Genomic DNA, 12,339 nt, shown 5'->3' with positions numbered 1-12,339 from the left:
CTGCGGTCCGGGCCCCGGGCTTTCCGTTCCCCCGCTGCTTCGGCTACTTCAGCAGGAAGTCGTACACCGCCTGCCGCCCGGCCGGGTTCGCCGCCCGGTTCTGCACCGAGTGCGCCGCCCCGGGGACGATCACGATCTGCGGGTCGTGCGCCAACTTCGCCTGCTCGTAGAGCAGTTCGTACGGCGTCGCGATGTCGCGGTCGCCGCCGAGCAGCAGCACCGGCACGTCCGGCAGCTTGCGGTGGGCCGACGGGATCGGCGGCACCGGCTCGCGCGGCCAGTCCAGGCAGACCAGGAGGCTGCCGAGTCCGGTCGCCGTCGCGGGGTCGTACGGCCAGGTCTGCTCGGCGGTCAGCCGCTGCCGGGTGCGCTCCAGCGCCGCCGCCCGGCCCTCGACGGGGGTGTCGGTGCTGCCCCACGGGAAGCGCGCGTCCGCGCAGACGGTGGCGGAGTGCAGGCCCTGGCTGAGGTCCTCCGCCGGGGCGGCGTCGACCACCTGGTGGACGAGGTCGAAGAGGTCCTGGAGCTTGGCGGGCTGCCCGGCGGCGGCCTCGTGCAGCGCCTCCGGGACCCCGCCGAAGTCCGGGTCGATGAACTCGTAGCCGGTGAGCGCGCTCAGGACCTGCACCCCGTTGCCGTAGCGGCGGACGGTGGCGGCGAGGTCGGCGGCCGGGTCGGTGGTGCAGCCGGTGGCCTGGCAGGCGGCCCGCAGCACCCGGGCGGTCGCGGGCATCGCCGCCAGGTCGAGGGGGTCGAAACCCCCTGGCGGCGCCACCGAGTCGAGCACCAGGCGGGCCACCCGGGACGGGTGGGCGAGCGCGTACCGCTCGGCGACGATGGTGCCGTACGAGACGCCGTCCAGGGTGAAGCGCCGGGCGCCGAGGGCGCGGCGCAGCAGGTCGATGTCGGCGACGGTGTCGGCGGTGCTGTAGAAGCGGGCGTTCGGGCCGAGGGCGGCGGCGCAGTCGGCGATCGACTGCTTGCGCGGCACGGCGAGGTCGGAGGAGCCCATGTCCTCCTGGAGGCCCGGGCACTGGAGTGCGCCCCGGCCGGTGCCGCGCTGGTCGTACATCACCAGGCGGTAGTCCTTGAGGACGGGCTCCAGCTTGCCCGCCATCTGCCGCACCGTCGGGACGCTGGCCTGGCCGGGGCCGCCGGAGAGGAACAGCAGGTCGCCCTTGGGGGCCTTGGTGTTGCCGCCGACGGCCACCTGGAGGTCGAGGGTGCCGGGGACGGCGCCGCTGTGGTCCAGCGGGACGGTGAGGGTCCCGCAGGTGAACTCGGGCGCGTCCGGGCAGGGCGCCTGCCCGGTGATCCCGCCGCCCGGCCTGTCCGTGGCGGCTGCGGGGGTGGCGGGGGTGGCCAGGGTGGTGCCGGCGACCACCGCGACGGCGCCCAGCAGAGCGGCGATGCGGCCGCGCGTGCTCGTCATGTGAGTCCTTCCGCTCGCACCGCGCCCGTGCGACGCGGTCACGGAAGCAGCCTGCGCCCCGGGGGACTTCGATGGCGAGCACCCGGGCGGGATTCGCCCGGAGAGCGAGCCGGAAGTCCCCGGACGGCCCCCTGTTGCCGATCAGCCCTGACGCCACACCTGTCAACTGGTCAACGGACCGGCATGACCCCCGGATGCCCGTCCTCCCCCTCTCCCTCCCCCTCACCACCACCCACGCCTGCACCTGGGAAGATCTTTTCTTAAATTATTACAAATCATGACATTATCGGCCGTGTATGACTTCCGTCCGGCGAGCGCGACCCACCGCCGACGAGACTCGCCGTGTCAGAGGCCGCGGCTACGCTCCCGACATGGCTTCCTATACGAATGACCCGCTGCACCAGAAGCTGGTCGCTGTCCTGATCCCCCTCCTGCGCCGCACGTGCCCGGCAGATGCCGGCGGCTACGGCGGGTCGTACGAGCTGCGCCTGACCGCCCAGGAGGCCGAGGAACTCGGCGGCGTCCCCCTCATCCGATCGGCAATGCGCAAGGCAGCGCGCGAACTTGGCTGGTCAAAGCTGCAGACCTACGGCATGGGCCCCACGGGCGACATGGCGCTGGCTGGTGTCGTCGATGAGCGACAGATACCCGAGGAGTTCACAACCGTCGTCGAACGGCACCGGCTGGACAAGCAGCGAGCCGCCGCCGAGGCGGCCTGGCAGCTCGTCGCCACCGGCCGGCCGCATGCGGTACGCGGTTCGGCCTTCGTGACCACCCAGGAGTTCCGGGCCGCATACTCCGCGGCCGACCACGCCTGATCCGTGCCGCCCACTGGCAGGCCAGGAGCCGGCATGAGTCGGCAACGCCGCTCATGAGCGAGTTCCACGGCCTCGTCTATGAACAGTTGCTCCGAGGCCACGCGCACGGGGTCGACGGGAACCGTCAGTCGAGGCTGTGTGGCGTCGCCGACCGCTCGACTGGGCCTCCTGGTTTCCCGGGCGACCGGTGCCCGTGAGCTCGGAACTCAAGCTCGTCACGGTGCAATCGCACCCGGGCAGCTCGCCAGGCGGTATCGAAATCGATCTGCTCGGAGGCCGCCCGGGTGAGGCGCCAGGCGCACCAGCTAGTCCGTGGGGCGAGCAACCAGCGCAGGAGGGTGGTTCTCATCTCGCCGGCTCCGGCCGGTCGGCCTCCTCCGCCGACTCGGCACCGTCGTGGATGTCGAGGGCCTCTTCAAGCTCGGTCGCAAGGTCGCCGTGGCCGGCAGTCCTCATGTAGTCGGACGTGAAGGTGACGAGCAGCCTCCGCTGATGCAGCTGGTCGAAACGGGAGAAGAACGTGCGCAAGATCTCCAGAACTTGGAGATCGGTCGGATCAGTGGACGGTTTGCGGGCGGTCGCGAGCAACTGCGACAGACCGGCCAGAGCCTTGGTGAAGTGGGTCCTGGAATCCTCATCGGTCAACTTGAAGTCTTTGAGATGATCCGCCCACGTTCCCGTGTCGGGCATGGTCAGAGCTGCGGCCAGGATCGCCGGGTCGGCAAGCGCGAGGGCGCGAGCTCTGGCCGCCTGGAGGAAGACGGCGTCCTCCACTCCCTGATTCTGGCGGGCGCGCATCACTGCAGCAGTAGCTTCGGTGGCGGCGCGGTCCAGAACCACGGTGGCCTCGGCCCTCAGGACGTGATCCGGGTATCCGGCCAACGGACGCGGACCTGCCAGATGGTCGGCCAGGGCATCCCTCGCACCTGGCAGGTCGGCCGGATCCAGCTGAGCGGCGGCATCCACTGCCGCTCTACGAAGCGAAGTGCGGATGAGCCGTGCGAGGGCCGGTCTGTCGTATCCCGGCAGGTGGTCGGGGTACGCGGTGGCAGTGATCTCCGCAGTGAAGGCGATGTCCGGGTAGCAGGTGGGCAGGACGGCAGGGAACGCGGTCACCTCACGCCGCAGTGCCCGCCGCTGCGCACGGGTCGCGCCGGGCTGGCTCACGATGGCTCCGGCCGGGCGGCCGGGAAGCGCCGGCTGATCAACCGCCGGCGGAACTCACGCATGGCCTTCGTCTCGGCATCGATCTCACGGCCAACGACGATGGCCGCAACCGGATCGAGTCCGATGCGACCGCTGACAATCCGCTCCACGAGGTCGAGAACCTGCTCGCCCGGCAGAGAGCCGTCGATACTGGCCTCGGCCCAGGCCGCGAGGGTGCTCTCACAGGTATGAGCGAGGGCCTTGTCTGGCAGGGTGTCATTCCATCCTGCGACGATCTTGTCAGTGACGGACTCGTCGTGGCGCGCTGCGGCAAGCAGGAGCTCCGTCGGGTACGGATCGGCGGTCAGGTCTGCCAGGGCGAGGAAGGCCCGTCGGCCAGCGCGTGACCTGCTGGCCCTGCCGGGTGTGCTGCTGTCCGGTGGTCCGATCCAGTCATTGACGGCTGCCCAGGTCAAGGCCAGCTTGCCGTGCTCGCTCACCAACGCGCGCAGCGCCCTTCCCGCCTCGCCGTTGGCCTGATCGTCAGCGTCCCGAGCGAGGATGTGCCGGAGGCGTACCAGAGCTTGACCGGGAAATCTCGCGGCGAACGTGCCCTGGCACACCAGGGCGGCGACTCTGGCGACCTCTTGGTCTTTGCTCTGCGCCCAGTTTTCCCGCAGTTGCTTGCGCACCGTCGCACCGAGAACCGGATGCTGCGCTGCGGAGGAGAGCATCCGGGCAGCGGCGTCGCCACGGCTGAGCGCCGCTGGAGCACTCCGGGTGGCCGGGCTGGGCAGGACAGTGCTGTCATTGTGCTCGGCTGCCAGTTTCGCCAGCAGCTCGGCAATGGTGTCGAGCCGGTCAGCCCCGATCTCTCCCTTGGCCGTGATCCGCGCGATCCACTTTCTGATGTGGCTCTGTGCGTCGGCAAGTTCGGTCCAGATGTGCCTGAGCACCGCATAGCCGTAGCCGGGCCGGTGGGTGAAGGTCACCTTATTGTCGCTGACCTTTGCTCCTGCGTCACGCAGACGGCTTCCCAAATCCAGACCCGACAGGGCGTTGCGCACGCTGTCGTCGACTTTCTCTCCGAGTAGATCTCGGGCGGCTTGGTGCACTTGGGAGGGGCTGGCCCCTTCCAAGAGCACCGCTGCCAGGAGCAGGGCGCGGTCCTCCGGTCGTTCGACGGTCCGCCCGAAGAACCCGGTGACGTAGTCGCGCCATCCGGTGAACCGTTCGACTGCCGCTGCGAGCTCCTGCTCGCTGTCGGCTGCGCCTGCGAGCAGCCGGGCGAGTTCGGCGGCATCTGCCGGGTGCATGCCGTCAGTCACCAGCTGGGCAAGGTCCTGCTGGTTCTCCTTGGGCTCGTATCCGGACTGCAGCCGCTCGACGAGTTCCGTACGACGGTGAAACAAGCTGAGGTGCGAGCTGACCAGGTGTCGGGGTGCGGGCGGTCGAGCCTGGACTACGGCGGCCGCTTCATGTCCCATGGTGGGCCAGCCGTCGCGGCCGGCGATCACGATCAGGCAGGATCCGATCTCCGCGAGCCGACGGCCGTGGCCGCTCAGCTTCGACGGCATCTCCTTCGACCAGTCGGCGATCTCGGCGGAGACGTTCAAGAGATATCCGCAGTTCTCCCCGATCGGGAGCAGGCTGCTGTCCGGCGGGTCCCAGTCCGGCGTGATCTGCCAAAGCTCCAGCGAGGGCCTGCCCTCGCTCCGACGAGGCTTGTCCATCATGGTCAGGGCCCGGACAGCGGTGGCATAACGGCCAGTGCCTTCGTCGCCGGCCACAACTGCCAGCCCGCCTCCACGAAGGAGCACGTCACGGACGGCTTCTGCGGCGAGGACCTCTTCACCATCGCGATCGATCCTGACCCATGCCTGCCGCACCACCGAGATCACCGATGGCTCGACGGAGTGGACGGGCAGCAGTTCCTTCTCATGGATGTTGACCACGGCGACCGCGTTGGCCCCGTCGGCAGCCTGGGCCTGGACGACCACCGACCGGTGATTGCCATCAGCTCGTTGGCCCCCGAAGGACTCAAGGCCGGGCTCCTCCATCAGCCGCTCCACTGTTACCTCCTGGGCCGCGTGGAAGCGGTGATGGAGCCCTTCCCCGTACTCACGTTGCCACCAGCCTGAATGACCACGCTGTTGGTGTTCCCGTTCGCGTTCATCACCGCGCCCGCAGCCCTGCCCCCAACTCCCAGGTCAGTAAGCAGTTGCTCCAGCTCTTCAACCGCGTCGGGGTTACGCTGCAGATACATTCCAAGTTGCCAGAAGCACTGCGCCCTCAGCGCCTCCGGGTCCCCGTCACCGTTCGGGCCGCATCTCTCGCCGGCGACGTCCAGTTCTGCCAACTGCCGCTCCACCACCGCTGGTTCATCACGTCGCAGGAAACGGGCGATCTTTTCCCGGACCAAGCCCCACCCGGATCGAGCCACCTCCGCAGCCAGCGCCTCGGACGCACGCGTCGCCAGGTCCATCATGTCGATCTCGGCAGCACTCATCGCTCACCTCTCATCCGGCCCGAGACGATGGGCCACATCCCGAAAGAATGCGAACGGAGCGTGACATCACACAAGCGGAACGTGCACATCGACTGGATCCCGTCCTTGGAGGCTCCAGCGTGCCGAGTGGGCGGCCCGCACTCGTTCGAATCCTGCACACGGCACACTTCCCGACACTCACACAGTCTTCGATGGGCGCCAGGCGGATGCTGTTCGACTAGCGCGTCCCCAACCACGACCGAACGGCGAGCTCAGGCTGGCGTGAATTCGCCGTCAGACTGGAGAGCTCCACCGAACCAGCTATACCAAGGCTCCGACAGGCCCCGAGACACAGGCGCCTCCTCGCCCCCGGCTCGAAGGGGTACGCTGCCACTCTTCCGACCGGCAGGCCGTGACGCAGCCCGGGGCGCTGCAGCGGCATTGGTCAGTAGGCCCAGGTTGAGCCGGTTCCCCGGTACTCCTCGACCGGAATCGGGTGGACATCGGGGCGCATGCGGTCGGTGTAGAGGAGGCCGTCGAGGTGGTCGATCTCGTGGGCGATGAGGCGGGCGAGGCCGAACTCGTAGGTGGCTGTGGTGATGGCACCGTCGAGGGTGGCGGCGGCGACGTCCATGCGCAGCGGGCGGGGGACCATGCCGCGGACGTCGAAGAAGCTGAGGCAGCCCTCGTACTGTTCGTCGGTCTCGTCGGAGACGGCGGTGACCTTGGGGTTGAGCAGGATGATCGGGTCGGCGTCGGCGGTCGGGGGAAGGACGAGGGCGGCGGCGCGGGGGATGCCGATCTGTGGGGCGGCGAGCCCCATGCCCTTGGCGAAGGAGTGGACGCGGCCGATGCGGTCGACGGCGGTGAACAGTTCGTCGATGACGTCCTGGGCGGCGGTGCGTTCGGCCGGTAGGTCGAAGGGCTGGGCGGGGTGGTTGAGGATGGGGGTGCCTTGCTGGATCACGCCGAGGGACTGCATCTGCTGGCTTGGCCGCACCTCGATCACCTGGTCTCCTTGGTCTGTTGCTGGTTGTCGGCGGTGGCGCGGAAGCGCCATTCGAGGCGGAAGCGGGCGTGCAGCGGTGGGTCGTCTGTGGCCCAGGCGAAGTGCTGGCGCTCGCCGTCGTCATGGCGGCTGACGGCGGTGCGCAGGGGAACGGCCTCGGCGGTCATGGAGGTCTCGGTGCCCCACACGACCGGGTCGAGGGCGCTGGGGAAGTCGAGGCGGACGGCGAGGTGTTCGGTGGGCAGGCGGACGGCGCGCTGGAACCAGTGGCCCCACTTGTCGGCGCCGACGCTGTAGGCGTACTCGATCCAGGTCGCGTCGCCCGGGTAGAGCGGGAAGCGGCCGTGCTCGTTGTCGAACAGGAGCCAGACCTCCTTGAAGGCGTCGCGGTCGTGCTTGGCCTGCCACCGCATGTCCTCGCCCTGGCACGAGGCGCTGAGCGCCAGTTCGTCCCAGGTCAGTGGGTGCTCACGGTAGTGGGCGTTGGAGCGCTCGGGTTCGCCGGGGTAGCGGTCGACGGCGATGCGGATGAGGTAGCGGGTGATGGGCTCGGCGCCCGTGTTCCGTAGGCGGCGGCGCATGGTCAACCGGTAGGTGGAGCCGTCGAATTGGAGTGCGGCCTCGTCATGTTCGACCACGATCGCGGCCCCGGAGGCGTAGGGCTGATCGGCTCGGCGAGGTGTCGGCGGGGCGGTCGGGGTGCGGCTTCGGGAGCGGGCTGCGTCGTAGTCGAGCCAGCGCCGCCAAACGGCTTTCCCGGCATTGAGGGTCTCGTCGGCGAGGCGGGCGAACTCCTCGGTCGGCTTGTGGCGGCCGGACTCCACGTGGCTGACGTACGAGGGGTCGAAGCCCATCTTCCCGGCCAGCGCGCGTTTGGAGAGGCCGCGCACCTCGCGCCAGTGGGCGACTTCGGCGGCGAACGCCTCCATGGCCTGGTCGACCGCGTCGTGGCTGGCCGTCGGTTCCATCCGCTCCGCCCCCAGTGAGTGATGAATGAACCGTGAGTGACCTTAGCTCACCATCCCGTCACGGTCCTGCCTCCGGTTGTCATTGCCCCATCGGGCCCGCACTTCAAGCGCCTGACCAGTACCAACCGCCCACCTTCCGTTCTGCCGAGAGGGGTTGGCCGTGTACGAGCCCCGTCCCGCCACCGAGGTCAGCATCGCGATCCGGCCGGCGCGGTCCTCGGCGTCATCGTGCACGACGACTTCGATTCGGCCCGACTCGGTGCTCACCCGGCGGCCGACTCGGCGCGGGACGGCGGCACCTGCGCGCAGCGCCCTTCCACTCATCGCCCTTCACGGGCTGGACTCCGAACTGGAGCGCACAGCATGGAAACCAGGAACGTGATCGTCCCCGTCCACGACGGCCCCATCGACTTGACCCGCCCGCACTTCGTGGGCGTCGGCGGCGCCGGCATGTCGGCCCTCGCCCGCCTCCTGCTGGAAAGCGGTAGCCGGGTGTCCGGCTCCGACACCGACGACACCACCGCCCTGCGCGAGCTGGAGGACGCCGGTGCCTCGGTCGCCATCGGCCACACCGCCGGCAACCTCCCCGCCGACGCCACCGTCCTCGTGTGGTCCAGCGCGGTGACCCCGGGCAACCCCGAGGTCGCCGCTGCCCGCCGCTCCGGCATCCCGGTGGTGCACCGCTCGGACGTGCTGGCCCGCGTGATCGCCGCCGCCGAGCAGTCCGTCGCCGTGGCAGGCACCCACGGCAAGACCATGACCACCGGCATCCTCAGCGCCGCCCTGGCCCACCTCGACCCCTCGTACGCCATCGGCGGCACCCCGGTCGACCACCCCAACGCCCACCAGGGCTTCGGCGGCCTCCTGGTCGCCGAGGCGGACGAGAGCGACCGCACCGCCGGCCGCTACCACCCGCAGGTCGCCGTCGTCCTGAACGTGGACGACGACCACCCCGAGCAGTACGTCGACCTGAACGACGTCCTGGACGTCTTCGAGCGACTGGCCCGCAACAGCTCCATCCTGGTCGTCTCCTCCGACGACCCGGGCGCCCGGCTGCTGATCGAGCGCCTGCAGGCGGCGCCCGGCCCGCGCGTGGTCACGGTCGGCGAGGCCAAGGACGCCGACGTGCGGGTGCTGCGCGTGCTGTGGGACGGGGCCGCCAGCCACGTCACCGTGCAGGACACGGACGGGTCGTGGCACGAGTTCACCGTGGCCGTCCCCGGGCGGCACAACGCGCTGAACGCCGCCGCCGCGTTCGCTACCGGCCGGGTGCTCGGCACCGAACCCGCCGACCTGGTGGCCGGCATCAACGCCTTCCAGGGCATCAAGCGCAGGCTCACCACCACCGGCACCCACGCCGGGGTGACGGTGCTGGACTCCTACGCCCACCACCCGAGTGAGATCACCGCCGACCTGGCCACCGCCCGGATGCTCACCGAGGGCCGGGTGATCGCGGTGTTCGAGCCCACCGGCTGGACCCGTACCGCCGCCCTCGGCGAGGAGATGGGGCGTCGGCTCGCGGCGGCCGACGAGGTCGTCCTCCTGGACGTGCACGCTTCGGTCGAGTCCCCGCTCACCGGGGTCAGCACCGCGCCGATGGCCGCGCAGGTCGTCGCCTGCGGCGGCCGGGCCCACACCGCGGGTGACGGGCGCGATGCGGCGGATGTGGTCGCCGAGCTGGCCGGGCCCGGCGACCTGGTGGTGACGATGGGCACCGGGACCGCCGGCCGCGTCGGCAGGGCGGTCCTGCTGCGGCTGGCCGAGGCCCCGGCGACGGTCCGGGCCGCGTAGTCAGCCGGTGAGTCCCATGGCGTCGGGTTTGGCGAGCCGCATCGCGGCGTCCTCAAGCCCGACGCTGTGGGAGCCCTTCACCAGCACCACGTCTCCGGGCTTGAGGTAGGTCAGCAGCAGGTCGAGGGCGGCGTCGCGGTCCGGGACCAGCGTCGCCGTCACTCCGCCGTCGACCGCGCTCGCGTGAACCAGGGCGGCCTCCGCGCCGCCGACCGCGATCAGGTCCGTGACACCGTTCCGGGCCACCATGCGGCCCAGCTCCGCGTGGTGGGCGTCGGACTCCTCGCCCAACTCCCGCATCTCGCCCAGCACCGCCACCGTCCTGCGTCCGCCGCCGGCCATGGCGGTGAGCGCGGACAAGGCCACGGCCATCGATTCGGGGTTCGCGTTGAACGCGTCGTTGATCACCGTCACGCCGTCCGGCCGCTCGGTGACGTCCATCCGGCCCGGCGTCAGCTGCCGGGCACCGGTCAGCGCCTCCGCCGCCTGCCGCACGCTCGCACCCAGCCCGATCGCCACCGCGGCGGCGGCCGTCGCGTTGGACACGTGGTGGGCGCCGTACAGCCCCAGCTTCACCGGGGCGCTCTCGCCCCTGTACGTGAGGGTGAACGAGGGCCGGCCCGCTCCGTCCAGCTCGATGTCGACGGCCCGCACGTCCCCGGCCCGCGCCCCGAACGTCAGGACCGGCGCGACCGTACGCGGCGCCATCGACATGACGTACGGGTCGTCGGCGTTCAGCACCGCCAAGCCGTCGACGGGCAAGGCCTCGACGAGTTCGCCCTTCGCGACGGCGATCGACTCCTTCCCGCCGCCGAACTCGCCCACGTGCGCGGTCCCGACGTTCAGCACCAGGCCGACCTTCGGCGGGACGATCCCCGTCAGGTACTTGATGTGCCCGGCGCCGCGCGAGCCCATCTCCAGCACCAGCAGGCGGGTGCTCTCGTCCGCCCGGAAGACGGTCAGCGGCAGGCCGATCTCGCCGTTGAACGACAGCGGCGTGGCCACGGTGGTGTCCATGGTCTCCAGCACCTGGGCCAGCAGGTCCTTGGTGCTGGTCTTCCCGGCCGAGCCGGTCAGCCCGATCACCGTCGGCGCCTTCAGCCGGTCCAGCACCGCGCGGGCCAGCGCGCCCATCGCGTCCTGGACGTCCGGCACCACGATCGCCGGCACCCCGACCGGCCGGGCCGCCAGCACCGCCGTCGCCCCGGCGCGGACGGCGGCCTCGGCGAACCGGTGCCCGTCCGTGTGCTCGCCCGGCAGCGCGATGAACAGCGCCCCCGGCTCCACCAGCCGCGAGTCGATCACCCCGGGCCGGTCCACCACGGCACCCGGATCGGGGGCGTCGTGCGGAGCGCCCCCGACAGCCTCGGCGATCTCTTGCAGGGTCATGGGGACCATGGTGGCTCCGATCCGTCGACGCACCCGCCCGCTCGTCCCGGGGCGGCCTGCCCTCGACGCTAGCGGCTCCCCGACGCCCCTCCCGTCATCCGGCGCATTCCGAACCAGACTGCGACAAAAGGAAGATGAGCATGTCTGCAGCTGAACGTCGTATCGCTCTCGTCACCGGCGGCCGCTCCGGCGAACGCGACCGCTCGCTGATCTCCGGCGAGGCCGTACGTGAGTCCCTGGCCCGCCAGGGCCTGCCGCACTTCGTCCTCGACCCCACCGACGAGGACTTCGCCGACCGCGTCCGCGAAGCCGACGTCGCGTTCCTCGCCCTCGCCGGCCAATGGGCCGAGGACGGCAAGCTCCAGGGCCTCCTGGACAGCCTCGGCGTCCCCTACACGGGCTCCGGGGTCCTGGCCAGCGCGATGGCGATGCACAAGCCCACCGCCAAGACCCTCGTCCTCGCCGGCGGCGTCACCGTGCTGCCGCACATCCCGTTCCGGGGCCACGACGACCCCGAGGAAACCGCCCGGGCGTGCGTGGAGGAGCTGGGCCTGCCGGTCATCCTCAAGCCCACCTCGGAGGGCGGATCGATCGGCATGCGCGTCTTCAGGGACCTCAACTCGCTCACCGCCACGCTCACCCACGACACCCGCGGCGGCGAGTGGTTCGTCGAACCGTTCAAGGAAGGCAGCGCCGTAACCTGCGGCGTCCTGGAGAAGGACGGCGCCCTGGTCGTGCTCCCGCCGCTGGAGACCGTCCCCACCACCGCCGAGTTCTACGACCACAAGGCCAAGCGCGACCCCGCCGGCCACCGCTACCGCTGCCCCGCCCAACTCCCGGACGCCGCCCTCGCCACCATCTCCCGCGCGGCCGTCCGCGCCCACCAGGTGCTGCACTGCTCGGGCCACTCGCGCTCGGACTTCCTCGTCACCCCCGACGGCGAGGTCCACTGGCTGGAGATCAACACGCTCCCCGGACTCTCCACCCACGGCAACCTCGCCACCATGGCCGCAGCCGCCGGGATCAGCTACGACACCCTGATCCAGACCATGCTCGCCGCTGCCCGGGCGAACGGGTACCGACCGTGAACACCGCCGACCTGCCGCTGTCGGCAGCCGACATCCACGCGGCCGCTTCGCCATGCCCGCACCCACACCGCCCACACCACACCGCCCCTGACTCCCGCACAGGAAGTCGACCTCACGACTCTGCTGGCGAAGTATTCGATCTAGGTCAGGCTCAGGCCGTTGTTGCGATGCCGTGTTGGGTGCAGAGTGTGTGGATGCGGGTGGGGCGGC

Annotated in this window: 10 protein-coding genes; 3 read left to right on the top strand and 7 right to left on the bottom strand. The window is 70.5% G+C overall.

What is annotated here, in order from left to right; genetic code table 11:
• Positions 1-43: 43 nt before the first annotated feature.
• Complete coding sequence (locus tag ACFU7Z_RS25115; RefSeq protein WP_380779791.1) at positions 44-1,432, bottom strand: alpha/beta hydrolase; 1,389 nt, start codon at positions 1,430-1,432, stop codon at positions 44-46.
• A gap of 371 nt (positions 1,433-1,803) precedes the next feature.
• Between ACFU7Z_RS25115 and ACFU7Z_RS25110 the strand changes: the two genes are divergently transcribed.
• The gene (locus ACFU7Z_RS25110; RefSeq protein ID WP_049653198.1) at positions 1,804-2,250 is read left to right on the top strand and encodes a hypothetical protein; all 447 of its coding nucleotides are present in this window, start codon (positions 1,804-1,806) and stop codon (positions 2,248-2,250) included.
• A 345-nt stretch (positions 2,251-2,595) separates the two neighbouring features.
• On the opposite strand, the gene ACFU7Z_RS25105 is transcribed toward ACFU7Z_RS25110, so the two are convergent.
• The 5 genes from ACFU7Z_RS25105 to ACFU7Z_RS25085 all read right to left on the bottom strand — a co-directional run bounded on the left by ACFU7Z_RS25105 (position 2,596) and on the right by ACFU7Z_RS25085 (position 7,861).
• Positions 2,596-3,417 carry a hypothetical protein gene (locus tag ACFU7Z_RS25105; RefSeq protein ID WP_049653200.1) on the bottom strand — a complete coding sequence of 274 codons (822 nt, stop codon included), beginning with the start codon at positions 3,415-3,417 and terminating at the stop codon, positions 2,596-2,598.
• Positions 3,414-5,468 (bottom strand): hypothetical protein, encoded by a 2,055-nt coding sequence (locus ACFU7Z_RS25100; protein WP_074005332.1) that lies wholly within the window; start codon positions 5,466-5,468, stop codon positions 3,414-3,416. The genes ACFU7Z_RS25105 and ACFU7Z_RS25100 overlap by 4 nt, the downstream gene beginning before the upstream one ends.
• Positions 5,469-5,470: 2 nt before the next feature.
• Positions 5,471-5,905, bottom strand: coding sequence for a hypothetical protein (locus ACFU7Z_RS25095; RefSeq protein WP_049653206.1), 435 nt, complete (start codon positions 5,903-5,905; stop codon positions 5,471-5,473).
• A 424-nt stretch (positions 5,906-6,329) separates the two neighbouring features.
• Entirely contained in the window at positions 6,330-6,893 is a 564-nt protein-coding gene (locus tag ACFU7Z_RS25090) for a peptide deformylase (protein ID WP_074005331.1), read from the bottom strand.
• Positions 6,890-7,861: a helix-turn-helix domain-containing protein gene (locus ACFU7Z_RS25085; RefSeq protein ID WP_380779787.1), complete on the bottom strand. Its 972-nt coding sequence runs from the start codon at positions 7,859-7,861 to the stop codon at positions 6,890-6,892. Before ACFU7Z_RS25085 ends, ACFU7Z_RS25090 begins: the two co-directional genes overlap by 4 nt.
• Positions 7,862-8,224: 363 nt before the next feature.
• Here ACFU7Z_RS25085 and murC point away from each other — a divergent pair, with 363 nt between their 5' ends.
• The gene (murC, locus tag ACFU7Z_RS25080; protein WP_074005329.1) at positions 8,225-9,652 is read left to right on the top strand and encodes a UDP-N-acetylmuramate--L-alanine ligase; all 1,428 of its coding nucleotides are present in this window, start codon (positions 8,225-8,227) and stop codon (positions 9,650-9,652) included.
• On the opposite strand, the gene murF is transcribed toward murC, so the two are convergent.
• Positions 9,653-11,050, bottom strand: coding sequence for a UDP-N-acetylmuramoyl-tripeptide--D-alanyl-D-alanine ligase (murF, locus tag ACFU7Z_RS25075; RefSeq protein WP_049653214.1), 1,398 nt, complete (start codon positions 11,048-11,050; stop codon positions 9,653-9,655).
• Positions 11,051-11,181: 131 nt separating this feature from the next.
• Here murF and ACFU7Z_RS25070 point away from each other — a divergent pair, with 131 nt between their 5' ends.
• The gene (locus ACFU7Z_RS25070; RefSeq protein WP_380779784.1) at positions 11,182-12,129 is read left to right on the top strand and encodes a D-alanine--D-alanine ligase; all 948 of its coding nucleotides are present in this window, start codon (positions 11,182-11,184) and stop codon (positions 12,127-12,129) included.
• The last annotated feature ends 210 nt before the right edge of the window (positions 12,130-12,339 follow it).

Source organism: Kitasatospora sp. NPDC057518, from assembly GCF_042802075.1.
Taxonomy (GTDB): domain Bacteria; phylum Actinomycetota; class Actinomycetes; order Streptomycetales; family Streptomycetaceae; genus Kitasatospora.
Note: the sequence above shows the minus strand (reverse complement) of the source record. Positions and strands in the feature narration are given on the sequence as shown.